We start from the raw sequence: 24,195 nt of genomic DNA, 5'->3' as shown, positions 1-24,195 counted from the left end.
CGAGAGGGGCCGCCCTATCTTCGATGCCAGGTCATGAGTGCCAGTGACAAGCCCCGGCTCGCTGGCCAGCAACCCTCCTCCGCGGTGGGGTGCTCCGGGTGACGACCAGGTCGACCCCGATCAGCTCGAGAGATCCAGCTCGTGCGATCGCGGCCGGCAAGCGCGGACCTGCATCCGGTGGGTCCCTCGGTCCCCCAGGAGCACTCTCATGTCGGTCCTTCCCAGCACCTCCCTCTGTGGTGGCGCCCCCGCCCCCGTCGTCCGGACCCGCGCGTTGCACGTCGTCCCCGAGGCCGCTTCGCTGCCCGCGGTCGTCGGCGCAGGACTGCGGGTGCCGACGCTCAGCGGCGACACGGCATACGCGAACCTCGACCACGCCGCGTCGACCCCCGCGCTCGAGACGGTCAGGGCGGCGGTCGACCGGGCCCTCGAGACGTACTCATCCGTGCACCGGGGCGCCGGCTTCGCCTCACGCCTGACGAGCGCCTGGTACGAGCAGGCTCGCGCCGAGGTGGCCTCGTTCGTCGGGGCTCGCGCGGACGACTCGGTCGTCTTCACCCGCACGACGACCGACTCGTGGGCGCTGCTGAGCAAGGCGCTGCCGAGCCGCACGACCGTCTTCGTCTTCGGCACCGAGCACCACTCGACGCTGCTGCCCTGGGGGCGCTTCCGCACCGTGCGGCTGCCCGTGCCCCAGACCGTCGAGGACGCCCACGCGCTGCTCGAGGAGGCCCTGAACGACCACCCCTCGCGGCACCGCCTCGTCGTGCTCACCGCGGCCTCGAACGTCACCGGCGAGGTGTGGCCGATCGAGCGCTTCGCCACGCTGGCCCACGACCACGGCGCCCGCATCGCCGTCGACGCCGCCCAGCTCTCGGCCCACCGCCGGATCGACCTCGCCGGCTGGGACGCCGACTACGTCGCGTTCTCCGGCCACAAGACGTACGCCCCCTACGGCGCAGGCGTGCTGGCCGGTCGCTCCGACTGGCTCGATGCCGGCAGCCCCTACCTGCTCGGAGGCGGCGCGACGCGCTCGGTCACCGAGGAGGGCACGACGTGGGCCACCGGTCCCGCTCGGCACGAGGGCGGCAGCCCCAACGTCATCGGCGCGATCGCCCTGGCCGCCGCGTGCGCCACGATCAGCCGTCACCGCGACGCCATCGAGGCCCACGAGGAGCAGCTGCTCGAGCGGCTGACGACCGGACTCGGCGAGGTGCCGGGCGTCGAGCTGCTCTCGATCTTCGGCGAGGACCACGACCGCGTCGGCGTCGTCGCGTTCACCGTCGACGGCTGGGACTCGTCGCTCGTGTCGCAGGTGCTGTCGGTCGAACACGGCATCGGCGTGCGCGACGGCAAGTTCTGCGCCCACCTGCTCGTCGACGAGCTGCTCGAGGACCCGTGGGGCGAGCGCTCGGGCACCGCGGTGCGCGCGAGCATCGGCCTCGGCTCGACGCTCGAGGGCGTCGACCGCCTCGTGTCGGCCGTCGCCGGGCTCGTCGCGCAGGGCCCCTCGGCCGACTGGACCCTCACCGAGTCGGGCTGGGCCGTCGACGGCACCGACCCGCGCGACGTCGAGGTCGAGCGTCCCTGGTGACCCCGTCAGCCGCCGTAGGCCGGTCGGCTGCAGGGCCGCTCAGCGCTTGGGCAGGGCGTAGCCGGCCCACACCGCGGCGTGGTCGGCGCGGTTGACGGCGACCTGACCCGCCGAGACGACGGTGAGCCCTCGGCTCAGCAGGTGGTCGAGCTGCACGAAGGCGGGCAGGCGGTTGCCCGCGAAGGGCCACGTGCGCACCCATCCCTGCCCGTCGGTGCGCTGCGCGTCGGCAAGGCCCGCGGCCACGTCACGCATCGCCGGATGGCCGAACGACGCGTTGAAGTCTCCCGCCATGACGACGGGCTCGTCGCCGTCGAGTCGCTCCTTCCAGGACCGGAGCGCCTGGAGCCCGGCACGCCACTCGACGGTGTCACCACGCAGCGGAGCCGTCGGGTGGGCGACCTTGAGGCGCACGGTCCCCTTCGGCGTCGTGACGTCGAGCTCGGGCTGGACGCTCTGCGTGGCCTCCACGGCCGGGTCGGTGCCCGCACTGCGCACCGAGAGCGGGTAGCGCGACAGGACCATCGTGCCGCTGGAGGTGCTCGGCCGCGCGGCCCCCTCACGGTGCGTGAAGTAGTCGCCGGCACCCTCGGCGTCGAGCCGCTGCATCAGGGCGGGCGTCGCCTCGACGAGCACCAGCACGTCGACGGAGTGGAAGCGCACGGCGTCCATGAGCTGGTTCACGTTGGCGGAGCCGATCCAGACGTTCGCCGACATGACGGTGAGGTCGGGCTCGACCTTCGGTGACGACGACGCCCGGAACGCCGGAGCCGCCACGGTGACCGCCACGGCCAGTGCGATGACGACGGGGGCCGCCATGACCCACCGACGCCCCACGAGGGTCGCCACGAGGAGCAGACCCAGCCCGATCAGCACGAAGGGCCCGGCGGTCTGCAGCACGACGACGAGGTATGCCGTCGAGTCGAGCCAGCGCAGCGCCCCCACCGCGACCAGGACGAGCAGGACGATCGCGATGGCGGCGTCGAGCCAGCGATGGCGGCGCCGCCGCGGGGACGGGCGCGACGGCTCGGCGCCGACCGGTCCGTCGGGCTCGTCGGGACGACTTGCCGGAGCCGCCCCGCCGACCTGCTGCACCGTCACGTCAGGCCTGCAGCACGACCGGGATGATCATCGGCCGACGGCGGATCTTGCCACCGACCCAGGAGCCCACGGCCCGGCGTACGACCTGCTGGAGCTGCTGGTCGTCGCGCACCCCGTTGGCGACGGCCTCCTCGACGGCCCGCTCGACCTTGGGGATGACCTGCTGGAAGATCTCCTCGTCCTCGACGAAGCCGCGGGCGGTGATCTCGGGGCCGCTCGCGATCTTGCCGGTGGCTGCGTCGAGCACGACGATGCACGTGATGAAGCCCTCGTCGCGCAGGATGCGCCGGTCCTTCAGCAGCGCCTCGTCGGCACCGCCCACGCTGCTGCCGTCGACGTAGACGTAGCCGCACTCGACGACGCCGGCGACCGACGCGTGGCCGTCGACGAGGTCGACGACGACGCCGTCCTCGGCGAGCACGACGTTGTCGGGGTGGACGCCGGACTGGATGGCGAGCTGGGCGTTGGCGTGCATGTGGCGCCACTCGCCGTGGACCGGGAGCACGTTGCGCGGCTTGACGATGTTGTAGCAGTAGAGCAGCTCGCCGGCGCTGGCGTGACCGGAGACGTGCACCTTCGCGTTGCCCTTGTGCACGACGTTCGCGCCCAGGCGCATGAGGCCGTTGATGATGCGGTAGACGGCGTTCTCGTTGCCGGGGATGAGGCTGCTCGCGAGCAGGACCGTGTCACCCGGACCCACGTCGATGCGGTGGTCGCGGTTGGCCATGCGCGAGAGCGCCGCCATCGGCTCGCCCTGCGAACCCGTGCAGATGAGGACGAGCTCGTCGTCGCGCAGGCTGTCGATCTTCTTGATGTCGATGAGGATGCCGTCGGGCACCTTCAGGTAGCCGAGCTCGGAGGCGATGCCCATGTTGCGCACCATGGAGCGGCCGACCATGGCGACCTTGCGGCCGGCCTTCTCGGCGGCGTCGAGCACCTGCTGGACGCGGTGCACGTGGCTGCTGAAGCAGGCGACGATGATGCGTCGCTCGGCGTGGCGGAAGACCTTGTCGATGGCCGGCGCGATCTCGAGCTCGGGCGTGGTGAACCCGGGCACGTCGGCGTTGGTCGAGTCGGTGAGGAAGAGGTCGACGCCCTCCTCGCCGAGACGGGCGAAGGCTCGCAGGTCGGTCAGGCGCCCGTCGAGCGGCAGCTGGTCCATCTTGAAGTCGCCGGTGTGCAGCAGCGTGCCGGCCTCGGTGCGCACGAAGACGGCGAGCGCGTCGGGGATGGAGTGGTTGACCGCGACGAACTCGAGGTCGAAGACGCCGAGCCGCTCGCGCTGCCCCTCACGGACCGCCATCGTGTACGGCCGGATGCGGTGCTCCTTGAGCTTCGCCTCGACGAGGGCGAGCGTGAGGGTCGAGCCGATGAGCGGGATGTCGCCCTTGAGCCGGAGCAGGTACGGGACCGCGCCGATGTGGTCCTCGTGGCCGTGGGTGAGGACGATGGCCTCGATGTCGTCGAGACGGTCCTCGATGTAGCGGAAGTCCGGGAGGATGAGGTCGACGCCCGGGTGGTGGTCCTCGGGGAAGAGCACGCCGCAGTCGATGACGAGCAGCTTGCCCTTCGTCTCGACGACGGCCATGTTGCGGCCGACCTCGCCCAGCCCACCGAGTGCGACGACCCGCAGGCCGTTGTCGGGGAGGGCGGGTGGCGTGGTCAGCTCGGGGTGGGGATGGCTCACGGGTGTCCTGTCGTTGGGTGGTGCGCCCTGGCCGGCAACGACCGCGGGCAGAGGTCAGGCGACGGTCATCCGACCGCCGAGATGGCGTCGCGCACGAGCGCGGTCTGGGCGTCGTCGGCCTCGACGAGCGGCAGCCGCACGCCTGGGGAGGCGATGAGGCCCTGCACGGCGAGACCGGCCTTGGCCATGATCGCGCCCTGGGTCACGTTCATGACGGCGTTGACGAGCGGGGTGAGGCGGCGGTGGACGGCGCGGGCGTCGTCCCAGCGGCCCTCGACGACGGCGTCGGCCATCTCGCGGTATGCCGTGGGCGCGACCTGGGAGGTGACGCCGACGAAGCCGACGGCGCCGTTGACGAAGTGGCCGAGGTTCATCGCGTCGTCGCCGGAGTACCAGTCGAGCCCGGTCTCCTGCATCATCTCGCTGGCGAACCAGAGGTCACCGCGGGCGTCCTTGACCGCCGCGATGCGCTCGTGCCCGGCGATGCGCAGGTAGGTCTCTCGCGCGATGGCGATGCCCGACCGCCCGGGGATGTCGTAGAGCATGACGGGCAGGTCGCTCGCGTCGGCGATCGCCATGAAGTGCGCGACGAGCCCGGCCTGCGGCGGCTTGTTGTAGTACGGGGTGACCGCGAGCACCGCGTGGGCGCCCGCCTTGGCGGCGGCCTGGACCGACTCGATGCTCTTGGCGGTGTCGTTGCTGCCTGCGCCGGCGACGATGACGGCACGCTGCCCCACGGCGTCGACGACAGCACGGAGCAGCTCGTCCTTCTCGGCGGCCGACGTCGTCGGGGACTCGCCGGTGGTGCCGGAGATGACGAGGCCGTCGTGGCCGGCGTCGACGAGGTGGGTCGCGAGGCGCTGGGCGGCGCCGAGGTCCAGGGAACCGTCGGGCCGCATGGGCGTGACCATCGCCGAGAGAACACGTCCGAGGGCGGGTGCGTCAGCCATGGGGCCAAGGTTAGCGCCCCGTGCGCAGCGCGCTGGCGCGTGCCCACGTGACTGCCGCGACTCGACGTCACGCGCACCGTGACGGAGGCGCGTCCACCGACAGAAGAGGCGAGGCACTACTCGCTCGGGGGTCCGAGTAGTGCCTCGCCACCCCCTACATCGCGACGGCGGCGCGGGCGTTACAGCCCTGCCGAAGTTTTTTTCAGCGAGCTTCCGGTGGGCGGGAAGAACGCTCGTACGTGACCCAGGCGAAGCCCGTCCTCGCCTCGCGCGACGTCTCGACCCAGTCCTCGGGATCGATCTCCGGGAAGGTGACCGAGCCCTCCGGGGACTGGTCGACCTCGGTGATGACCAGCCGGGCGACATACGGCAGGGCGAGGCGGTAGACCTCTCCCCCGCCGACGACGAAGACCTCCCCGTCGCCGGCCACGAGGTCGAGCGCCTCCTCGACGGAGTGGGCGACCTCGACACCGTCGTGGCTCCAGTCGCGACTGCGCGTGACGACGACGCTGCGCCGGCCGGGCAGCGCCCCCATCGAGTCGAAGGTGCGCCGCCCCATCACCATGGGATGGCCCATCGTCGTGCGCTTGAAGAACTTGAGGTCCTCCGACAGGTGCCACGGCATCGTCTCGCCGTCGCCGATCACGCCGTTGCGGCCGACGGCGGCGATCATCGTGACGTTCGGTCGCACCTCGCTCATGCGGCCAAGGCTCCCAGACGCCCCACGCTCAGACCGCGATGGGTGCCTTGATGCCGGGCTCGGCGACGTAGTCGAGCAGCTCGAAGTCGTCGAGGTCGAAGTCGTCGATGTTCGTCTTGCCCGGCGTGATGCGCATGGTCGGCAGCGGGTGCGGCGTCCGGCTCAGCTGCAGGCGCGCCTGCTCGACGTGGTTGCGGTAGAGGTGCGCGTCGCCGAGCGTGTGGACGAACTCGCCCGGCTCGAGGTCGGTGAGCTGCGCGACCATCTGCGTGAGCAGCGCGTAGCTGGCGATGTTGAACGGCACGCCCAGGAAGATGTCCGCGCTGCGCTGGTAGAGCTGGCACGAGAGCCGGCGTCGGCCGTCGGGGCCGGGCGGCGAGACGTAGAACTGGAACATCGTGTGGCACGGCGGCAGCGCCATGTCGTCGACGTCGGCGACGTTCCACGCCGAGACGATGAGCCGGCGGCTGTCGGGGTTGGTGCGGATCTGCTCGATGACCTTGGCGATCTGGTCGACGCGCCGGCCGTCGGGCGTCGGCCAGGACCGCCACTGGTACCCGTAGATCGGGCCGAGGTCGCCGGTCGCCGGGTCGGCCCACTCGTCCCAGATGCTGATGCCGCGCTCCTGGAGCCAGCGCACGTTGGTGTCACCGCGCAGGAACCAGAGCAGCTCGCCGATGATCGAGCGCAGGTGCAGCTTCTTGGTCGTCATGGCCGGGAAGCCGTCGGCCAGGTCGAAGCGCATCTGGTACCCGAACGTGCTGAGCGTTCCGGTGCCGGTCCGGTCGGACTTCTCCTGACCGTGGGTCAGGACGTGGTCGAGGAGGTCGAGGTACTGCCGCACGTCGGGAAGCGTAACCCCGTGCACCCACTCCGCCTCCTCGCGCCGCGCGGAGGTCCGGACCACGGACCGTGTGTGCATCCGGTGTGGCGTGGACCCCACGTGGTGCACACGGCCAGACAGGCTGTGGAGGAGGCCCGCGCGGCGGGGGGATCAGCCTCGAGTCCGTTCGGTGGGCCCTGGCCTCGGGGCGGTGGGTCGCGCTGCACCCGGGCGTCTACCTGACGACACCGGGCCGGGACGACTGGGAGGTCCGCGCCGTTTCCGTGCTGCTCTCGGTGGGTGGCCCGGTCGCCCTGGCCGGCTCCAGCGCTCGCTTCGCCTGGGGCCTCGAGCGGCGCGGGCCGGAGACCTCGCACGTCGTCGTCCCGGCTGCCCGACGAGCCGCAGTGCGACCCGGGCTCGTGGTGACGCGCACCCGTCATTTCGACGAGCAGGTGCACGCCACCGCCTGGCCGCACCGGACGACCGTCGAGCACAGCGTGTTGGCCGTGAACAGGAGCGACCCGGCCGATCGAGTGCTCGCCCTCGTTGCCCGAGCGTGCCAGCAGGGCCTGACCTCCGAGGCTCGGCTCGCGGAGGCGCTCGCGTCGCGGCCGGGACAGCCCCACGCCGCCCTGTTGAGGGAGTGCCTTGCCGACGTGGGGGCCGGGGCCGAGTCCGCGGCTGAGATCCGCTACGTCCGCGATGTCGAGCGAGCCCACGACCTGCCGGTTGCCACGCGCCAGGTCGTGCTCGGCCAGAACCAGCGCTGCGACAACCTCTACGCAGACCAGCACCTGGTGCTGGAGATCGACGGGCGCCTGGGACACGAGGGCTGGACCGGGCGTGTCCGCGACGGGGTGCGGGACCGCGCGGCCGCACGGCAGGGGCGGCTCACGGTGCGGGGCTACTGGCCCGACGTCGCGGTGGCACCCTGCACCTTCGCCGAAGAGGTCGGGTTCCTGCTCCGCATGCGTGGCTGGCGCGGCGCTCCCCGCGCCTGTCGCCGTCGTGGTTGCGCTCTCCGGCGCGCTCGAGCTGCCTGACGGCGCGACACCTCTGTGTGCGTTGGGTGGGGTCAGGAACCAACCAGATGCACATGCGCGGGCCCGTCAGGCGGGGCGGGCGTCTTCGGCGGTGGTGAGTGCGGCCAGCTGGTCGACGACCGCGCGGGCGGCCGCCCGGCCGGCCCGGTTGGCACCGATGGTCGAGGCCGACGGGCCGTAGCCGACGAAGTGGATGCGCGGGTCGGCGGTCGAGGTCGTGAACGTGTGCCGGTCGTAGGGCGCCCGCAGCCGTATGCCGCCGTGCTCGCTCCGAAGACGAAGCGGGGTCAGGTGCCCTACCGTCGGGCGGAACCCGGTGGCCCAGAGGATCACGTCGACCGGCTCGAAGGACCCGTCCGACCAGCGCACCCCGTCGGGCTCGATGCGCTCGAAGATCGGACGTCGTCGATACGCGCCGAGCTCGGCCGCCCGCGCCTCTTGGGGCCGTAGCGACAGGCCGGTCACGCTGACCACGCTCTGGGGTGCGAGGCCGCGCGCCACCCGCTCCTCGACCAGAGCCACGGCCTGCCGCCCGGCATCCGCGGTGAAAGGTCCTGTGCGCCAGACGGGCTCACGCCGGGTCACCCAGGTCGTGTGGGCGACGGGAGCGAGCTCGCCGAGGAGCTGCACTGCCGACGCGCCACCACCGACGACCACCACGCGCAGCCCGGCGAGGTCGTCCGGGCCGGTGTAGTCGGCCGTGTGCAGCTGACGCCCACGGAACGTCTCGATGCCCGGGTAGTACGGCCGGAACGGGGTCTCCCACGTGCCGGTCGCGTTGACGACCGAGCGGGCCAGCCAGGTGCCGCCGGTCGTCTCCACCCGGAGCAGCCCGTCAGGTGAGTCGTCGACCGAGGCGACGGAGCGCACCCGCACCGGTCGCACCACGGGCAGCCCGAACCGCTCCTCGTAGGCGGCGAAGTAGGCAGGCACCACGACGTTCGCCCGTGCGCTCGCGTCGACCGCACCCAACGGCATACCGGGGAGGTCGGCGACGCCGTGGACGTCGTGCATGGTGAGGCTGTCCCAGCGGTGCTGCCAGGCACCACCCGGCGCCGGGTTGGCGTCGAGCACCACGAAGGCCCCGACACCGAGTCGCTGCAGGTGGTACGCCGCCGACAGGCCGGCCTGACCCGCACCGATGACGACCGTCTCGACCCGCTCCACAGGTGGTTGAACGCACAACCAATCGACGATCTTCCCCGAGGAGGACTCAGGCGTCGTAGTCGAGCGAGACCTCGTCGGTGACCGGGTGGCTCTGGCAGGCGAGCACGATGCCCGCCGCCACCTCCTCGGGCTCGAGCGCGTAGTTGCGGTCCATGCGGACCTCGCCGGAGACGACACGCGCGCGGCACGTGCCGCACACACCGTTGGTGCACGAGAACGGCGCGTCGGGCCGCGCCCGCAGCGTCGCATCGAGGATCGTCTCCTCCACGCTGGGCATCGGGATGACCGTCGTGCGCCCGTCGAGGTTGACCGTGACGATCGCCTCGGGCGGGGCGGAGTCGTCGACGACGACCTTGCGCCGCGCCTCGGTGCCGTCGTCGACGTGGAAGATCTCGTGGTGGATGTGGTGCGAGTCGACGCCCCGCTCCTTCAGCAGCGTCTCTGCGCCGGTGACGAGGCCGAACGGCCCGCAGAGGTACCACTCGTCGACCGACTCGACCGGCAGCAGCGACCCGAAGATCGAGGCCAGCCGCTCGGGGTCGAGGCGCCCCGAGAAGAGCTCGACGTCCTGCGCCTCGCGCGAGAGCACGTTGACGAGGTGGAAGCGGCCGGGGAAGCGGTTCTTGAGGTCCTCGAGCTCCTCGAGGAACATGATCGAGCTCGTGCGCCGGTTGCCGAAGAGCAGCGTGGCGCGCGACCCCGGCTCCTCCTCCAGCGCCGTCGTCAGGAGCGACAGCACGGGCGTGATGCCCGAGCCCGCCGCGATCGCGACGTGATGGCGTATGCCGTCGGGCCGGGTCGGGCACGTGAAGGAACCCGCGGGGGTCATCACGTCGACGACGTCGCCCGGCGCGACCCCCGCGTTGAGCCAGGTGGACATGCGGCCCTCGGGCACCTGGGCGGCGGCGACCCGCAGCCGGCGGCCCGTGGGGTCGGCCCGGCGCGACTGGCAGATGGAGTACGACTGGCGCACGTCCTCGCCGCCGATCGTGGCTCGCAGCGTCAGGTGCTGTCCCGGCTCGAACGCGAACTCGTCGACGAGGTCTTCGGGCACCTCGAACGTGACGGCGACGGACTCGTCGGTGAGGCGCTCGACGCTCGCGACCGTGAGCGGGTGGAAACGGGCGCGGTGGCGCGCGGCCGGGGCAGGCGCGCCCGTCGCGGAGGCGGACTCGGTGGTCACGTCGATCATCAGATGGCCTTGAACTCGTCGAAGGGCTCGAGACACGCGTTGCAGCGGCGCAGCGCCTTGCACGCGGTCGAGCCGAAGTGGGCGATCTCGGTGGTGTCGGCGGAGCCGCACCGCGGGCAGGCGACGACGTGACGCGACAGCGTCAGCGCCACGGGGCCGCGCGACTCCCCCGCCGGTGCGGGACCTGGCGGCGCGATGCCGAAGCGATGGAGGGCGGCCTTGCCCTCGTCGGTCATCCAGTCGGTCGTCCACGCCGGCGACAGCTGCGTGCGGACGTCGGCGGCATACCCGCGGGTGTCGGCCTCGAAGGTGATGCGAGACGCGATGGCCTCCATCGCGGGGCACCCGCTGTAGGTGGGCGTGATCGTGACGACGACGGTGTGCGCCGCCTCGTCGACCTCGACCGACCGCAGGATGCCGAGGTCGGCGATGCTGATCACCGGCACCTCGGGATCGGGAATGCGCGAGATCGCTTCTGCGACAGCGGACTCCACCGCCACAGCGTTCACCACTTCGCGCCGGGGTGCGACCGCGCGATGTGCTGCATCTCGGCGAGGAGGTAGCCCATCGGCCGTGAGTGCACACCGTCACGGCCGCCGCGCGACCGCCAGGTCGACCCGTCGGGCAGCGTCAGCGTCGCCTCGGACACGACCGCTGTCACGCGGGCGACCACGGGGTCGTGCAGGCGCGACGGCAGCACCCCGACCCCGAGCTCGGCCGCCTGCGCCGAGGCGGCGTCGTCGTCGAACAGCTCCGCCAGGTAGGGCAGCACGCGCTCGAGCGCGGCCTGCATGCGCCGGTGCGACTCGTCGGTGCCGTCGCCGAGACGCACGACCCAGAGGGAGGCGTGGTCGAGGTGGTAGCGCACCTCCTTGAGCGCCTTGCCGGCCACACCCGCCACGACGGCGTCGGACGAGCCGGTGAGGGCCGTCTGGAGCTCGACCTGGTAGGCGGAGAACCACAGCAGGCGGGCCATCTCGTCGGCGAAGTCACCGCGCTCCTGCTCGACGAGATGGACGTTGCGCCACTCGCGCTCGTCGCGCATCATCGCGAAGTCGTCCTCGCCGCGGCCGGTGCCGTCGATCGAGCCGACGTACGGGTAGAGGCCGCGCGCCTGGCCGAGGAGGTCGAGCGCGACGTTGCCGAGCGCCATGTCCTCCTCGATCTGGGGCGCGTTGGTCATCCACTCCCCCAGCCGCTGGGCGTAGACCATCGCGTCGTCGGCGAGGCCGAGCAGGTAGCCGGCATACGGCTTCTCGACCGTGAGGGCCGCCTCGGCCCCGGGCAGCGGAGATCTCTGTGGGGTGCTCATAGGTACTCGACGTCCTCCGGGACGTCGTAGAACGTCGGGTGCCGGTAGATCTTGTCGGCGGCGGGGTCGAAGAAGGAGTCCTTCTCGGCGGGGCTGCTCGCCGTCACGTCGTCGGCGCGCACGACCCAGATCGAGACGCCCTCCTGGCGCCGGGTGTAGACGTCACGGGCGTTGCGCAGCGCGAGCGTCGCGTCGGGCGCATGGAGCGAGCCGACGTGGACGTGCGAGAGCCCGCGCTTGCCCCGGACGAACACCTCCCAGAGCGGCCAGCTCCTCTCGGACGCCCTCTCGGGTGCTTCGGTCACGCGGCACTCTCCTTCTGCTTCTGGCGGGTCTCCTGCTTGGCGGCGTACGCGTTGGCGGCCTCGCGCACCCACGCGCCCTCCTCGTGGGCGCGGCGGCGGTGCGTGATGCGCTCGGCGTTGCACGGGCCGTCGCCGCGGAGCACCTGCCAGAACTCGTCCCAGTCGATCTCGCCGAAGTCGTAGTGGCCGCGCTCCTCGTTCCAGCGCAGCTCGGGGTCGGGCAGCACGATGCCGAGCTTCTCGGCCTGCGGCACCATCATGTCGACGAACTTCTGGCGCAGGTCGTCGTTGCTGAACCGCTTGATGCCCCAGGCCATCGACTGCTCGGTGTGACCGCCCTTGGCTGCCTCGCCCGTGTCGGGCGGTCCGAACATCGCGAGCGCCGGCCACCACCAGCGGTCGGCGGCGTCCTGCGCCATCGCCTGCTGGGCCTCGCTGCCGCGCATGAGGTTCCAGAGGATCTCGAAGCCCTGCCGCTGGTGGAAGCTCTCCTCCTTGCACACGCGGATCATGGCGCGGGCGTAGGGCCCGTAGGAGCAACGGCAGAGCGGCACCTGGTTCATGATCGCCGCGCCGTCGACGAGCCAGCCGATGGCGCCGCAGTCGGCCCACGTCAGGGTCGGGTAGTTGAAGATCGAGGAGTACTTCTGGCGGCCGTCGTGGAGGCGCTCGAGCAGCTCCTGCCGGTCGATGCCGAGGGTCTCGGCCGCGCTGTAGAGGTAGAGGCCGTGGCCGGCTTCGTCCTGCACCTTGGCGATGAGGATCGCCTTGCGGCGCAGGCTCGGGGCCCGGGTGATCCAGTTGCCCTCGGGCTGCATGCCGATGATCTCGGAGTGCGCGTGCTGGGCGATCTGCCGGATCAGGGTCTCGCGGTACTTCTCCGGCATCGCGTCGCGCGGCTCGATGCGCTGGTCGGCGGCGATGAGGGCGTCGAAGTCGTCACCGACGGCATCGGACCCGTCGCGCTGGTCGTCGTGCGCCGCCGCCGCGTCGTACGCGTCGGTCTCGGCCGCGTTCAGCGGTTCGTTCGGGTCGATGACGTCGTTGCCATACATGAGTCCAGTATGCGAGATGGGCGCCGGGGCTGCCAAAGCCGGGGTCCCCGGGCGGGCACCCGTCCCGTACGCGCGCGCCGGGGTTGAGAGGATGCCGTGGTGGCCCACCATCACGAGCACCCGCACGAGCACCCGCACGAGCACCCCCATGACCACGCACATGACCATGCCCACGAGCGCGGCCCCGTCGCGGACGCGAGCGTCCGGGTGGCCCGCGCGTCCGACGCCCCGGCCGTCGGGCTCGTGCAGGCCGTCGTCTTCCGGGAGGCGTATGCCGCCGTGCTGGCTCCCGAGGTCGTCGCGGCGTTCGAGCCCCGACCCTTCGCCAACGCCTGGCGCGCGACGCTCGAGGGTGGGCAGTCCGGCGACGGCGTCCTGCTCGTGGCGTGCGCCGGTGAGCAGGTGGTCGGCTTCGCGGCCGTCGGGGCGTCGGACGACGCCGACGCCGGTCCCGGCACCGCCGAGCTGCTCGTGCTCGGCGTGCACCCCGACGCCCGACGCCAGGGCCACGGCTCGCGCCTGCTGCACGCGGTCGTCGACACGGCACGGGCCCGCGGCCGCGACGAGCTCGCCGCCTGGCTCCTCGCGACGGACGACGCGACCCGGGCCTTCCTCACGGCAGCGGGCATGATCGCCGACGGCGCGCGCCGGGAGCGCGTCGTCGACGCCGAGGGCGGCACCGTGCGCGAGCTGAGGCTGTCGGCCTCGGTCGAGCCGGAGACGGTGTGACGGAGGCGCACCCACGGGGCCTTCCCCGTGCCGAACGGACGGTCGTCGTGCGCGAGGCCCTCTCCGTCGGGATCGCCACGGGGGCGTACGGCATCAGCTTCGGCGCACTGGCCGTCGCGGCGGGCCTCGACGTCTGGCAGGCCATGGCGCTGTCGCTGCTGATGTTCACCGGCGGCTCGCAGTTCGCCTTCATCGGGATCGTCGCCGGTGGCGTGCAGGCGGCGCCGGCCGCCATCGCCGCCTCCTCGCTGCTCGGGGTGCGCAACGGCCTCTACGCGCTCGAGCTCACCCAGCTGCTCGGGGTCACGGGCCTGCGGCGCCTCGGTGCGGCGCACCTGACCATCGACGAGTCGACCGCGGTCGCGGTCTCGCAGGACGACGTGCGTGCCTCACGGCTCGGCTTCTGGCTCACCGGCGGAGCCGTCTTCACGCTCTGGAACCTCGCGACGCTCGGGGGTGCCCTGCTGGGCACGCAGGTGGGCGACCCACGCACCTACGGGCTCGACGCCGCGGCGTGCGCGGCCTTCACGGCGCTGCTCTGGCCACGGCTGCGCAGTCGCGACGCGGTGGCCGTGGCCGCCGTCGCGGCCGTCGTCTCCATCGCCCTTTCGCCGAGCCTGCCGCTGGGCGTCCCGGTGCTCGTCGCAGCGTTCGCGGCGCTCATCGTGTGGCGGGCCCCGCGGGGGCGCGACGCATGATGCTCTGGGTGGCGATCCTGCTCGCGGCTGCGATCGCGTTCGGCCTCAAGCTCGCCGGTTACCTCGTGCCGGCCAGCGTCCTCGACGACCCCCGGGTGCGTCGGGTCACCGCGGCGCTGCCCATCGCCCTGCTGGCGGCGCTCATCGCGACGCAGACGCTGACGCAGCGCGACGGGTCACTCACCCTCGATGCGCGCGTGGCCGCGGTCGGGGTCGCCGTCGTGGCCCTGCTGCTGCGTGCCCCGTTCATCGTCGTCGTCGTGCTCGGTGCGGGCACGGCGGCGCTGCTGCGTCACCTCGGCTGGGGCTGACCGTGGCCGACGCCGAAGACGTGCGCAGGCTGGCGCTCGCGCTGCCCGAGGTCGAGGAGGTCCCGAGCGAGGGCTTCGACTTCCGGGTGGGCGGCAAGGGCTTCGTCTGGTCCTGGCCCGAGCGCATCCCGGGGCAGCGCCGCGTCATCCGCACCGACGTGGCGGTGCTCTACGTCGGCGACGAGGCGGAGAAGCAGGCCCTGCTGCTCGGCGAGCCGGACCTCTTCTTCACCGCTCCGGGCTACGACGGCCTGCCGCTCGTCATGCTGCGGCTCGACGTCGTGACCCTGCCCAGACTCGACGAGCTCGTCACCGACGCGTGGCACATGCGGGCGCCGGACGAGCTGCGCGACCGGCACACCTGAGCGCTCAAGCGGAGTGGGCGCAGGTCTCGCAGGTGCAGTCCTCGCACACGCAGCCGTCACAGGTGCAGCCGTCGGGGCAGTTGTCGCAGGTGCACTGGCTCTCGGGCTGGGCGTTGACCGGGTCGACCGCTGCTGCTTGTCCGCTCATCAGGTCCTCCTCGTCGTGCGGGGTGTCGGCCCCCTACGTCCCTGACGTACCCCGGGACGCCGCCTCGACACAGGCGTGCCGGTCACACACCGGGCGCAGCGGGCGCCCGGGCAGGTCCTCGCGGTTGGCGACCCTGCTCGTCGACGCGCCGCAGAGGGAGCACGACGCGAGGTCGACCGCCTCGTCGGTGAAGGGGACCGTCATCCGCTCGTCGAAGACGTAGAGCCGGCCCTCCCAGAGCCCGCGGTCGCCGCGCTGCTCGCCGTAGCGCACGATGCCGCCGTCGAGCTGGTAGACCTCCTCGAAGCCGCGCGAGCGCATGAGGCTGGTCAGCACCTCGCAGCGGATGCCGCCCGTGCAGTAGGTGACCACCGGGCGCCCCTTGAGGTCGTCCCACCTGCCGGAGTCGAGCTCGCGCACGAAGTCGGCGGTGTGCCGGACGTCGGGCACGACGGCGCCGCGGAAGCGCCCCACCTCGGCCTCGACCGCGTTGCGCCCGTCGAGCAGCACCACCTCGTCGCCGCGCTCCGCGACGAGGGCGTCGAGCTCGTCGGGGCTCAGCCGCGTGCCGCCGCCGACGATGCCGCTGTCGTCGACCACGACCTCGTCGGGCACACCGAACGACACGATCTCCTCGCGGGCCTTGACCACCAGGCGGGGGAAGTCGAGGCTGCGTCCGCTGGCGTCGAGCCCCGTCCCGTCGCTCCACCTCACGTCGATGTCGTGGAAGGGGGCGTACTCCCGCGTCTTGCGGACGTACGTCTTGAGCACCGTGACGTCGCCGCCGACGGTCGCGTTGATCCCGTGACGGGACAGCAGGATCCGTCCCCGCAGCCCCAGACCCTCGCAGAGGTCACGCTGCCACAGCCGCAGCGCGTCCGGGTCGACGAGGGGTCGGAAGGCGTAGAAGAGGACGACCTTCGGGATGGCCACTCGGAGGCCTCAGTCGAGGCCGATGTAGTGCTCGAGACCGACCGTCAGCCCCGGGTGGTCGCCCACCGCGCGGACCGCCGCGACGACTCCCGGCATGAAGCTGCTGCGGTCGAAGGAGTCGTGCCGGAGGGTCAGCATCTCCCCCACGTTGCCGAGCAGCACCTCCTGGTGGGCGGTGAGGCCGCGCAGGCGCACCGAGTGCACGGGTACGCCGCCGACCTTCGCCCCGCGCGCACCGTCGGGGTCGTGGGTGGTCGCGTCGGGCACGGCCGGGCACCCGGCGTCGGACCGCGCCCGGCCGATCATCGCCGCGGTGCGGGCCGCGGTGCCGGAGGGCGCGTCGACCTTGGCCGGGTGGTGCAGCTCGATGACCTCGACCGACTCGAAGAACGGAGCGGCCTTGGCGGCGAAGGACATCAGCAGCAGGGCACCGATCGCGAAGTTCGGCGCGATGAGCACACCCACACCGTTGCCGGTCCCGGCAGGGGGCGCGTCGGCGAGCTGTCGGCGCAGGACGTCGAGACGCTCGTCGTCCCAGCCCGTCGTGCCGACGACCACGTGGATGCCGCGCTCCACGCAGTGGGCGACGTTGGCCGGTGACGCGTCGGGGACGGTGAGCTCCACCGCGACGTCGGCGCCGCCGAGGTCGCCGAGCTGGTCGCCAGAGCCGTAGGCGCCGACGAGGCTGAGCCCCTCGGCCGCCTCCACGGCGCGCACCGCCTCGGAGCCCATCCGGCCTTTCGCGCCGATGACGGCGACCTTGAGCGGGCGCTGCGGCTGTCGTGTCGTGTCGGTCGTCTCGGTCACCGGCCCAGCGTAACGAGGCCGCCACGGCGCGTCGGGACCCCTGCCCCACGGCATACGGACTCCTAGGTCACACGGGGGCGCTGCCGCGACATCGGGGCGGGACAATCGAAGTACGGAGGAAGTGGTTCGCATGCCCGAATCGTCACGATACCAATGGATTCCGGCCAGGCTGCGACGCTTGGCCCTCATCCCCCTCGCGGCCATCGGGGTGGTGCTCGGCCTCCTCGTGGCGCCGGGCCAGCCCACCGCGTCGGCCGCCGTCCTCTTCGGGCACGACATCTCGTGGCCGCAGTGCCCCTCGACCGTCCCGCCGACGTCCACCCAGTTCGTGGTCATCGGCCTCACGAACGGCCTGCCGTTCACCGAGAACCCTTGTCTCGCAAGCCAGGCGGGGTGGGCCACGGCACTGGCCAAGCCTACCCACGCGTACACGATGGCCGGCTTCCCGACGGCAGCCCAGCTCACCGCGTACGCCTCGAGCGGACCATGGTCGGCGAGCAGCCGAGCGGGTCGCCTGTCGAACGTCGGCTACGCCGAGGCCACGTATGCCGCCGCGTCGATCCGTCGCGTGGCGGGCTGGCAACCGCGCATGGTGTGGATCGACGTCGAGCCCCGCGACACGGAGCCGCGGCGCCAGCCCTGGCCCTCGAGCACCGCAGCCCAGCGCCAGGAGAACCGCTACGTCATCGAAGGGATCATGCGGGGCCTGCGCGCGGCAGGGTTCTCCTACGGGCTCTACGCGAACGCCACCGGCTGGCAGTCGATCACGGGGTCGTGGTGGCTGCCCGGCGTGCCGGTGTGGGCGACGGCCGGACGGCTCGACTACCCCACCGAAGCCCTCGACCGGTGCACCCAGCCCAGCTTCTCGGGAGGCAAGGTCTACCTCGCGCAGTGGTGGGACGACGTGTGGGACTACGACCGGACGTGTGGCACGTACGACTTCGGCGCCCTGCCGATGCCCACGTCGAACCTCTCCGCCTCGACCGGCGACTTCAACGGTGACTGGCGTGGCGACATCGTCGCGCGGTGGACCTCCGGCGCCCTCAAGCTCTACGCCGGCGACGGCAACGGCAGCCACGCGGCCGGAGCCACCATCGGGACGAACTGGAGCGCGTACAGCACGCTCGAGACCGTCGGTGACCTCAGCGGAGACGGCAGCCCGGACGTCGTCGTGCGCCAGCGGGCGAACGGCTACCTGTGGATGTTCCGGGGCACCGGCAAGGGGGCCTTCATCGCGCCCGCCGTCCTGCTCGGCACCGGATGGAACGTCATGAACGCCATCGTCGGGCCGGGCGACCTCAACGGGGACCAGAGGGTCGACCTGCTGGCCCGCCAGGCCTCGAACGGCGACCTGTTCCTCTACCGCGGCAACGGCCGCGGCGGCCTGGGCGCCAGGGTGCGGATCGCGACCGGCTGGAACCGCTACGACCTGCTCGTGCCGGTCGGTGACGTCAGCAACGACGGGCGACCCGACCTCATGGCACGCGAGCGGTCGACCGCGTACCTGTGGCTGTTCGCCGGCAACGGCAGCGGCGGCTTCGCGGCGCCCACCCGGGTGGGCGCGGGGTGGAACCAGTTCACCGCCCTCATGTCGCCGGGCGACTTCACCGGCGACCGGGTCGGGGACGTGCTCGCCCGCAAGGCGACGGGCCAGCTCTACCTCTACCCCCGCACACCGGCGAACGGGTGGTCGACGCCGCGCCTCGTCAGCACGGGGTGGAACATCGCCAACGCGCTCTTCTGACCCCGGACGGCGAGCGGCCCGCCACCCCAACCGGGGTGACGGGCCGCTCGTGATCCGTTCGGACCGTGGAGGTCAGACCTCCGCGGGCGCCTCGGCGTCGGCAGGCTCCGAGTCGCCGGCCTTGTCGCCGGCCTTGTCGCCCTCGCCGTCGGGAAGGACCGCGGCGAGGCTGAGCTTGCCGCGCGGGTCGATCTCCTTGAGCTCGACCTGGACCTTCTGGCCGACCTTGACGACGTCGTCGACGCTGTCGATCCGCTTGCCGCCGACGAGCTTGCGCACCTCGGAGATGTGCAGCAGGCCGTCCTTGCCGGGCAGCAGCGAGACGAACGCGCCGAAGGTCGTCGTCTTGACGACGGTGCCGAGGAACCGCTCCCCGACCTCGGGCATCTGCGGGTTGGCGATCGCGTTGATCGCCGCACGCGCGGCCTCGGCGGACGGGCCGTCGACGGCGCCGATGAACACCGTGCCGTCGTCCTCGATCGAGATGTCGGCGCCCGTGTCGTCCTGGATCTGGTTGATCATCTTGCCCTTCGGGCCGATGACCTCACCGATCTTGTCGACGGGGACCTTCACCGTGATGATGCGCGGCGCGTACGGGCTCATCTCGTCGGGCACGTCGATGGCCTCGGCCATGACGTCGAGGATGTGCAGACGCGCGTCGCGGGCCTGGGTCAGCGCGCCGGCGAGCACGGTGGCGGGGATGCCGTCGAGCTTCGTGTCGAGCTGGATGGCCGTGACGAACTCCTTGGTGCCGGCGACCTTGAAGTCCATGTCGCCGAAGGCGTCCTCGGCACCGAGGATGTCGGTGAGCGCCGCGTACTGCGTCTCACCGTCGACGGTGTCGGACACGAGGCCCATCGCGATGCCGGCGACCGGGGCGCGCAGCGGCACACCGGCGTTGAGCAGCGAGAGGGTCGAGGCACAGACCGAGCCCATGGACGTCGAGCCGTTGGAGCCGAGAGCCTCGGACACCTGGCGGATCGCGTAGGGGAACTCCTCGCGCGTCGGCAGGACCGGCATGAGCGCACGCTCGGCCAGGGCGCCGTGACCGATCTCGCGGCGCTTCGGCGAACCGACGCGGCCGGTCTCACCGGTGCTGTAGGGCGGGAAGTTGTAGTTGTGCATGTAGCGCTTGCGCGTGACGGGGCTCAGCGTGTCGAGCTGCTGCTCCATCTTGAGCATGTTGAGCGTCGTGACACCCATGATCTGGGTCTCGCCACGCTCGAAGATCGCCGAGCCGTGCACGCGCGGCAGGACCTCGACCTCGGCGCCCAGGGCGCGGATGTCGGCGAGGCCACGGCCGTCGATGCGGACCTTGTCGCGCAGGATGCGCTGGCGGATGAGCTTCTTCTGCACGGAGCGGAAGGCGGCCGAGACCTCCTTCTCACGCCCCTCGAACTGCTCGGCGAGCTGCGCCTTGACGGCGGCCTTGATCTCGTCGAGGCGCTCCTCGCGCTCCTGCTTGCCGGCGATCGTCAGGGCAGCGGTCGTGTCGGCCTCGACGGCGGACTCGACGGCGGCGTAGACGTCGTCCTCGTAGTCGAGGAAGACCGGGAAGTCCTGGACCGGCTTGGCGGCCTCGGCAGCGAGCTGGGCCTGGGCCTCGCACAGCTGCTTGATGAACTTCTTGGAGGCCTCGAGGCCCTCGGCCACGACCTCCTCGGTCGGCGCCTGCTTGCCCTCGTTCTTGACGAGGTCCCACGTCGACTCGGTGGACTCGGCCTCGACCATCATGATCGCCACGTCGTCACCGACCACACGACCCGCGACGACCATGTCGAACACCGAGCGCTCGATGTCGGAGAAGTTCGGGAAGGCGACCCACTGGCCGTCGATGAGCGAGACGCGCACGCCACCGATGGGGCCCGAGAACGGGAGGCCGGAGATCTGCGTCGAGGCGCTGGCCGCGTTGATGGCGAGCACGTCGTACTGGTGGTCGGGGTTCAGCGAGAACACCGAGATGATGACCTGGACCTCGTTGCGCAGACCCTTCTTGAAGGTCGGGCGCAGCGGGCGGTCGATGAGACGGCAGGTGAGGATCGCCTCGGTCGAGGGACGGCCCTCACGGCGGAAGAAGCTGCCGGGGATCTTGCCGATGGCGTACATGCGCTCTTCGACGTCGACCGTCAGCGGGAAGAAGTCGAACTGGTCCTTCGGCTGCTTGCCGGCGGACGTCGTCGACAGGAGCATCGTGTCGTCGTCGAGGTAGGCCGTGACGGCGCCGCCGGCCTGCTTGGCGAGGCGGCCGGTCTCGAACCGGACCGTGCGGGTGCCGAAGCTGCCGTTGTCGATGACGGCCTCGGCGAAGGTGATGTCTGGACCCTCCATGTGGGCCCTCGCTTTCTTTTTCTCAAGTGCCCGCGCACATCGTCGTTGTGTGCTGGGTTTGCGTGCTGTTCCTTCTCTGGGGCCGGGCGGCCCCGGTGCGGCGGTCGAGCGTCGCCGACCCGCACCTACGACGAAAGGCGGTCCCCGCGAGAACGCGGTGACCGCCTTTCGTCACGAACTCATCGACGCAGACCGAGTCGCTTGATCAGCGAACGGTAGCGCTCGATGTCGGTCGCCTCGAGGTAGCGCAGCATGCGCTTGCGGCGGCCGACGAGCAGGAGGAGACCACGACGGCTGTGGTGGTCGTGCTTGTGGGCCCGAGCGTGCTCGGTGAGGTCCTTGATGCGCTGCGTGAGCATCGCGATCTGCACCTCGGGAGAGCCGGTGTCGCCCTCGACGGTGGCGTACTCGGTCATGATCTTCTTCTTGACGTCAGCGTCCAAAGGCATGGATGAACCGACTCCTTCTCTTCTCGTTGCGCGGTGCTCCAGGGCATGTCCACCTGGGCGCTATCGATCCGCGGCCGGACTACGGCGCCTCCAAGGGTAACAGCGCACGGGAGCGCCCCCCTAATCGAGCCGGGCGGGCCGTGTGACCGTTTCGTGACCGGTCCGGCGTGGCTCCGGAGCGCCCGACGGGTACGGACACTCTGCTCGGGGACAACATCTGAAGGAGTCACGCCACACCATGATCATTCTCGGACTCATCCTGCTGATTATCGGACTGCTCGTTAAGTCCCTCAGCATCCTGGTGACCATCGGGGCCATCCTCTTGGTGGTCGGCATCGTCCTGTACGTGCTCGGTGCGACGGGTCGCGCCATCGGTGGCAGGAAGCACTGGTACTGATCGGGCCGCACGAGCTGCACCCTCCAGGACGCCCCCGCGGGATTCGCGGGGGCGTCCTGCTGTCCCCGGCAGACTGCCGTTCAGGGGCGTCAGCCGGCGCGGAGGCGTCGGACGGCCAGCCCGACCGCATGCTCCTCGGAGGCCGACGACCACGCGCCACCGTCGAGCAGCAGCCAGAGCAGGTCGTCACCCTCCCTGACGAGGACCCCCCGCGCCGCCGGGTGGCCCGCACCGAAGAAGCTCTGCTGGGTCGCGACGAGGCCCGTCGCGCCGCCGAGGTTGCCGGGTCGTGCGTGGCCGCAGCGCCGGACGATCTCGGAGAGCAGGCTGCTCGTCGTGGCGCGCGCCGGGTCGCCCCGGTCGAAGCGCAGCAGGACGTACTCGAGCGCGACGTCGCCCCTGGAGACGCCGGGACCGGCAGCCAGCCGTGCCGCCGCGATGCCGGCGACGACCGAGCGCGCGCCGGACCACGCGTAGGTCGCTCGGTCCTGGGACAGGACCCAGGGGAACGCCCCTCGCTCGCAGTCGCCCGGAGGCTTCGCCGTCGGGGCGCAGCCCTCGGCGTCGAGCCTGGTGAATCGTTGGGCCACCGACCGCTCCTGCGCTGCACCGGGCCACAGCTCCCCGGGCTGCAGCTGGAGGTCCGGCGACAGGTCCTTCTCGACGAAGCACGTCACCTGCTCCGGCACGGGCGTCATCCCGGTGCCGGGCATCACCCGGCCGGTCCGGTTCGACGAGCCCACCGAGTCCGACGAGTCCGACGAGATCGACGGGATGGACGGGCTAGGCTGCGGCTCGGTCGTCTGGGTCGTGCAGCCGCCGAGCACGAGGGCCAGCAGCAAAGGCGCAAGGGCGCCCCCGCACAGCGGGAGCGCCCTCGTGAGCCGACCGGACGGCATACGCCCCTCGTCGTGGTCGCCGAGGGTCAGAAGTTGATCATGTGGCCGGCGATGCCGTGGACGGCCTCCTTGACGGCCTCGCCCAGGGTGGGGTGCGCGAAGACGGTGCGCGAGATCTCGTCGGCGGTGAGGTCCCACGTCTGCGCGAGGTTGAGCACGGGCAGCAGCTCGGTGACGTCGGGGCCGATGAGGGCAGCCCCGAGGATCTCGTTGTGCTCGGCGTCGGCGATGACCTTGACGAAGCCGACCGGCTCGCCGAGGCCCATGGCCTTGCCGTTCGCGGAGAACGGGAACGTCGCCGTCTTGACGTCGTGGCCGGCCTCCTTGGCCTGCGCCTCGGAGAGACCCATCGAGCCGATCTGCGGCTGGCAGTAGGTCGCCCGCGGGATGAAGCGGTAGTCGATGGCCATCGTCTCGACCCCGGCGAGGGTCTCTGCGGCGACGATGCCCATGGCCTCGGCGACGTGCGCGAGCATGAGCTTCGCGGTGACGTCACCGATGGCGTAGACGTTCGGGACGTTGGTGCGGCAGAACTCGTCGATCTCGATCGCGCCGCGGTCGGTGAGCTGGACGCCGGTCGCCTCGAGGCCGTAGCCCTCGGTGCGCGGGGCGAAGCCGATCGCCGACAGCAGCCGGTCGGCCTCGAGCACCTGCTGGTCGCCGCCCGCCGCCGGGCTGACGGTGACCCGCACGCCCGAGCCGGTGTCCTCGACCGACTCGACCTTGGTGCCGAGCATGACCTTCACACCGAGCTTCTTGTAGTGCTTGAGCAGCTCCTTGGACACGTCGGCGTCCTCGGTCGGGACCATGCGGTCGAGGAACTCGACGATGGTGACGTCGACGCCGAAGTTCTTCATGACGTAGGCGAACTCGACGCCGATGGCGCCGGAGCCGGCGATGATGATCGAGCCGGGCAGCTCGGGGTCGAGGATCTGCTCCTCGTAGGTGACGACGTTCTTGCTCACCTGCACGCCGGGGATCATCCGGGTGACGGAGCCGGTCGCGAGGATGAGGTTGTCGAAGGTGATCGAGCGCTTCTCGCCGGAGTTGAGCGCGACGTCCATCGACGTGGCCGAGGTGAGGGTGCCCCAGCCGTCGATCTCCTCGATCTTGTTCTTCTTCATCAGGAAGTGGACGCCCTTGACGATGCCCTCGGACACCTTGCGGCTGCGGGCGTGCGTCGGGCCGAAGCTCATCGTGGCGTCGCCCTCGATGCCGTACTTCTGCTTCTCGTGGGTCAGGGTGTGCGACAGCTCGGCGTTCTTGAGCAGGGCCTTGCTCGGGATGCAGCCGACGTTGAGGCAGACGCCGCCCCAGTACTGCTTCTCGACCACGGCGACCTTCTTGCCGAGCTGCGACGCGCGGATCGCCGCGACGTAGCCACCAGGACCGGCACCGAGCACAACGACATCGAAATCAGCCATGGCGCACAGCCTATCCGTGCGCCAGACGGCT

The 24,195-nt window shown here is 71.4% G+C and carries 26 protein-coding genes and 1 riboswitch; of the genes, 8 read left to right on the top strand and 18 right to left on the bottom strand.

What is annotated here, in order from left to right; translation table 11 throughout:
• The first annotated feature begins 29 nt into the window (after positions 1-29).
• A riboswitch (SAM riboswitch) is annotated at positions 30-169 on the top strand.
• 39 nt (positions 170-208) lie between these two features.
• A complete protein-coding gene (locus ACYVNR_RS09170) occupies positions 209-1,594 on the top strand; it encodes an aminotransferase class V-fold PLP-dependent enzyme (RefSeq protein WP_461047825.1) in 1,386 nt (461 codons plus the stop codon).
• A gap of 39 nt (positions 1,595-1,633) precedes the next feature.
• On the opposite strand, the gene ACYVNR_RS09165 is transcribed toward ACYVNR_RS09170, so the two are convergent.
• The 5 genes from ACYVNR_RS09165 to ACYVNR_RS09145 all read right to left on the bottom strand — a co-directional run bounded on the left by ACYVNR_RS09165 (position 1,634) and on the right by ACYVNR_RS09145 (position 6,876).
• Entirely contained in the window at positions 1,634-2,695 is a 1,062-nt protein-coding gene (locus tag ACYVNR_RS09165) for an endonuclease/exonuclease/phosphatase family protein (protein WP_461047824.1), read from the bottom strand.
• 1 nt (position 2,696) lies between these two features.
• Positions 2,697-4,382: a ribonuclease J gene (locus ACYVNR_RS09160; protein WP_045190486.1), complete on the bottom strand. Its 1,686-nt coding sequence runs from the start codon at positions 4,380-4,382 to the stop codon at positions 2,697-2,699.
• A 65-nt stretch (positions 4,383-4,447) separates the two neighbouring features.
• Entirely contained in the window at positions 4,448-5,332 is an 885-nt protein-coding gene (gene dapA / locus ACYVNR_RS09155) for a 4-hydroxy-tetrahydrodipicolinate synthase (protein ID WP_461047823.1), read from the bottom strand.
• Positions 5,333-5,534: 202 nt separating this feature from the next.
• Positions 5,535-6,032, bottom strand: coding sequence for a dihydrofolate reductase (locus ACYVNR_RS09150; protein ID WP_045190492.1), 498 nt, complete (start codon positions 6,030-6,032; stop codon positions 5,535-5,537).
• A 28-nt stretch (positions 6,033-6,060) separates the two neighbouring features.
• Entirely contained in the window at positions 6,061-6,876 is an 816-nt protein-coding gene (locus ACYVNR_RS09145) for a thymidylate synthase (protein WP_045190496.1), read from the bottom strand.
• A gap of 263 nt (positions 6,877-7,139) precedes the next feature.
• Between ACYVNR_RS09145 and ACYVNR_RS09140 the strand changes: the two genes are divergently transcribed.
• Positions 7,140-7,901 (top strand): hypothetical protein, encoded by a 762-nt coding sequence (locus ACYVNR_RS09140; RefSeq protein WP_461047822.1) that lies wholly within the window; start codon positions 7,140-7,142, stop codon positions 7,899-7,901.
• 66 nt (positions 7,902-7,967) lie between these two features.
• Here ACYVNR_RS09140 and ACYVNR_RS09135 read toward each other — a convergent pair whose 3' ends face one another.
• Genes ACYVNR_RS09135 through paaA form a run of 6 tightly spaced genes read right to left on the bottom strand, consistent with a single transcriptional unit; the run spans position 7,968 to position 12,932 of the window.
• Positions 7,968-9,068, bottom strand: coding sequence for an NAD(P)-binding domain-containing protein (locus ACYVNR_RS09135; RefSeq protein ID WP_045190499.1), 1,101 nt, complete (start codon positions 9,066-9,068; stop codon positions 7,968-7,970).
• 46 nt (positions 9,069-9,114) lie between these two features.
• On the bottom strand, positions 9,115-10,260 hold the full coding sequence (gene paaE / locus ACYVNR_RS09130; RefSeq protein ID WP_461047821.1) for a 1,2-phenylacetyl-CoA epoxidase subunit PaaE: 1,146 nt from the start codon (positions 10,258-10,260) through the stop codon (positions 9,115-9,117).
• Positions 10,260-10,754: a 1,2-phenylacetyl-CoA epoxidase subunit PaaD gene (gene paaD, locus ACYVNR_RS09125; protein WP_458800595.1), complete on the bottom strand. Its 495-nt coding sequence runs from the start codon at positions 10,752-10,754 to the stop codon at positions 10,260-10,262. The genes paaE and paaD overlap by 1 nt, the downstream gene beginning before the upstream one ends.
• Before the next feature lie 11 nt (positions 10,755-10,765).
• The gene (gene paaC / locus ACYVNR_RS09120) at positions 10,766-11,572 is read right to left on the bottom strand and encodes a 1,2-phenylacetyl-CoA epoxidase subunit PaaC (protein WP_045190504.1); all 807 of its coding nucleotides are present in this window, start codon (positions 11,570-11,572) and stop codon (positions 10,766-10,768) included.
• Entirely contained in the window at positions 11,569-11,877 is a 309-nt protein-coding gene (gene paaB, locus ACYVNR_RS09115; protein WP_458800599.1) for a 1,2-phenylacetyl-CoA epoxidase subunit PaaB, read from the bottom strand. The genes paaC and paaB overlap by 4 nt, the downstream gene beginning before the upstream one ends.
• Positions 11,874-12,932, bottom strand: coding sequence for a 1,2-phenylacetyl-CoA epoxidase subunit PaaA (gene paaA / locus ACYVNR_RS09110; protein WP_461047820.1), 1,059 nt, complete (start codon positions 12,930-12,932; stop codon positions 11,874-11,876). The genes paaB and paaA overlap by 4 nt, the downstream gene beginning before the upstream one ends.
• A 99-nt stretch (positions 12,933-13,031) precedes the next feature.
• Between paaA and ACYVNR_RS09105 the strand changes: the two genes are divergently transcribed.
• The 4 genes from ACYVNR_RS09105 to ACYVNR_RS09090 are packed head-to-tail and all read left to right on the top strand — an operon-like array spanning position 13,032 to position 15,035.
• Entirely contained in the window at positions 13,032-13,661 is a 630-nt protein-coding gene (locus ACYVNR_RS09105; protein WP_461047819.1) for a GNAT family N-acetyltransferase, read from the top strand.
• Positions 13,662-13,708: 47 nt separating this feature from the next.
• Complete coding sequence (locus tag ACYVNR_RS09100; protein ID WP_458800605.1) at positions 13,709-14,359, top strand: AzlC family ABC transporter permease; 651 nt, start codon at positions 13,709-13,711, stop codon at positions 14,357-14,359.
• Positions 14,356-14,670 carry an AzlD domain-containing protein gene (locus ACYVNR_RS09095; RefSeq protein WP_045190583.1) on the top strand — a complete coding sequence of 105 codons (315 nt, stop codon included), beginning with the start codon at positions 14,356-14,358 and terminating at the stop codon, positions 14,668-14,670. Before ACYVNR_RS09100 ends, ACYVNR_RS09095 begins: the two co-directional genes overlap by 4 nt.
• Positions 14,671-14,672: 2 nt before the next feature.
• A complete protein-coding gene (locus ACYVNR_RS09090; protein WP_461047818.1) occupies positions 14,673-15,035 on the top strand; it encodes an MmcQ/YjbR family DNA-binding protein in 363 nt (120 codons plus the stop codon).
• Between the two features lie 4 nt (positions 15,036-15,039).
• Here ACYVNR_RS09090 and ACYVNR_RS09085 read toward each other — a convergent pair whose 3' ends face one another.
• The 3 genes from ACYVNR_RS09085 to dapB are packed head-to-tail and all read right to left on the bottom strand — an operon-like array spanning position 15,040 to position 16,923.
• The gene (locus tag ACYVNR_RS09085; protein WP_458800610.1) at positions 15,040-15,183 is read right to left on the bottom strand and encodes a hypothetical protein; all 144 of its coding nucleotides are present in this window, start codon (positions 15,181-15,183) and stop codon (positions 15,040-15,042) included.
• A 33-nt stretch (positions 15,184-15,216) separates the two neighbouring features.
• Positions 15,217-16,116: an oxygen-dependent tRNA uridine(34) hydroxylase TrhO gene (gene trhO / locus ACYVNR_RS09080; RefSeq protein ID WP_461047817.1), complete on the bottom strand. Its 900-nt coding sequence runs from the start codon at positions 16,114-16,116 to the stop codon at positions 15,217-15,219.
• Between the two features lie 9 nt (positions 16,117-16,125).
• Positions 16,126-16,923: a 4-hydroxy-tetrahydrodipicolinate reductase gene (dapB, locus tag ACYVNR_RS09075; RefSeq protein ID WP_461047816.1), complete on the bottom strand. Its 798-nt coding sequence runs from the start codon at positions 16,921-16,923 to the stop codon at positions 16,126-16,128.
• A gap of 178 nt (positions 16,924-17,101) precedes the next feature.
• On the opposite strand from dapB, the gene ACYVNR_RS09070 reads away from it, so the two are divergent.
• Complete coding sequence (locus ACYVNR_RS09070; RefSeq protein WP_461047815.1) at positions 17,102-18,667, top strand: FG-GAP-like repeat-containing protein; 1,566 nt, start codon at positions 17,102-17,104, stop codon at positions 18,665-18,667.
• A 72-nt stretch (positions 18,668-18,739) separates the two neighbouring features.
• On the opposite strand, the gene ACYVNR_RS09065 is transcribed toward ACYVNR_RS09070, so the two are convergent.
• Together ACYVNR_RS09065 and rpsO are read right to left on the bottom strand one after the other, a co-directional pair.
• The gene (locus ACYVNR_RS09065) at positions 18,740-20,995 is read right to left on the bottom strand and encodes a polyribonucleotide nucleotidyltransferase (RefSeq protein WP_461047814.1); all 2,256 of its coding nucleotides are present in this window, start codon (positions 20,993-20,995) and stop codon (positions 18,740-18,742) included.
• A 179-nt stretch (positions 20,996-21,174) separates the two neighbouring features.
• A complete protein-coding gene (gene rpsO, locus ACYVNR_RS09060; RefSeq protein ID WP_045190522.1) occupies positions 21,175-21,444 on the bottom strand; it encodes a 30S ribosomal protein S15 in 270 nt (89 codons plus the stop codon).
• A gap of 238 nt (positions 21,445-21,682) precedes the next feature.
• Between rpsO and ACYVNR_RS09055 the strand changes: the two genes are divergently transcribed.
• Complete coding sequence (locus ACYVNR_RS09055; RefSeq protein ID WP_458800620.1) at positions 21,683-21,841, top strand: DUF6131 family protein; 159 nt, start codon at positions 21,683-21,685, stop codon at positions 21,839-21,841.
• 89 nt (positions 21,842-21,930) lie between these two features.
• Here ACYVNR_RS09055 and ACYVNR_RS09050 read toward each other — a convergent pair whose 3' ends face one another.
• A complete protein-coding gene (locus tag ACYVNR_RS09050; RefSeq protein ID WP_461047813.1) occupies positions 21,931-22,740 on the bottom strand; it encodes a hypothetical protein in 810 nt (269 codons plus the stop codon).
• A 26-nt stretch (positions 22,741-22,766) separates the two neighbouring features.
• A complete protein-coding gene (gene lpdA, locus ACYVNR_RS09045; protein ID WP_045190526.1) occupies positions 22,767-24,164 on the bottom strand; it encodes a dihydrolipoyl dehydrogenase in 1,398 nt (465 codons plus the stop codon).
• Positions 24,165-24,195 lie beyond the last annotated feature (31 nt).

Source organism: Terrabacter koreensis, from assembly GCF_054783315.1.
Note: the sequence above shows the minus strand (reverse complement) of the source record. Positions and strands in the feature narration are given on the sequence as shown.

What these genes read in the sequence shown, in the direction of transcription:
- ACYVNR_RS09095 (WP_045190583.1), top strand. Translation starts at nt 14,356, where the DNA reads ATGATGCTCTGGGTGGCGATCCTGCTCGCGGCTGCGATCGCGTTCGGC.
- dapA (WP_461047823.1), bottom strand. Translation starts at nt 5,332, where the DNA reads ATGGCTGACGCACCCGCCCTCGGACGTGTTCTCTCGGCGATGGTCACG.
- rpsO (WP_045190522.1), bottom strand. Translation starts at nt 21,444, where the DNA reads ATGCCTTTGGACGCTGACGTCAAGAAGAAGATCATGACCGAGTACGCC.
- ACYVNR_RS09055 (WP_458800620.1), top strand. Translation starts at nt 21,683, where the DNA reads ATGATCATTCTCGGACTCATCCTGCTGATTATCGGACTGCTCGTTAAG.
- ACYVNR_RS09150 (WP_045190492.1), bottom strand. Translation starts at nt 6,032, where the DNA reads ATGAGCGAGGTGCGACCGAACGTCACGATGATCGCCGCCGTCGGCCGC.
- paaA (WP_461047820.1), bottom strand. Translation starts at nt 12,932, where the DNA reads ATGTATGGCAACGACGTCATCGACCCGAACGAACCGCTGAACGCGGCC.
- ACYVNR_RS09050 (WP_461047813.1), bottom strand. Translation starts at nt 22,740, where the DNA reads ATGCCGTCCGGTCGGCTCACGAGGGCGCTCCCGCTGTGCGGGGGCGCC.
- ACYVNR_RS09085 (WP_458800610.1), bottom strand. Translation starts at nt 15,183, where the DNA reads ATGAGCGGACAAGCAGCAGCGGTCGACCCGGTCAACGCCCAGCCCGAG.
- paaE (WP_461047821.1), bottom strand. Translation starts at nt 10,260, where the DNA reads ATGATCGACGTGACCACCGAGTCCGCCTCCGCGACGGGCGCGCCTGCC.
- ACYVNR_RS09170 (WP_461047825.1), top strand. Translation starts at nt 209, where the DNA reads ATGTCGGTCCTTCCCAGCACCTCCCTCTGTGGTGGCGCCCCCGCCCCC.
- lpdA (WP_045190526.1), bottom strand. Translation starts at nt 24,164, where the DNA reads ATGGCTGATTTCGATGTCGTTGTGCTCGGTGCCGGTCCTGGTGGCTAC.
- ACYVNR_RS09065 (WP_461047814.1), bottom strand. Translation starts at nt 20,995, where the DNA reads ATGGAGGGTCCAGACATCACCTTCGCCGAGGCCGTCATCGACAACGGC.
- paaC (WP_045190504.1), bottom strand. Translation starts at nt 11,572, where the DNA reads ATGAGCACCCCACAGAGATCTCCGCTGCCCGGGGCCGAGGCGGCCCTC.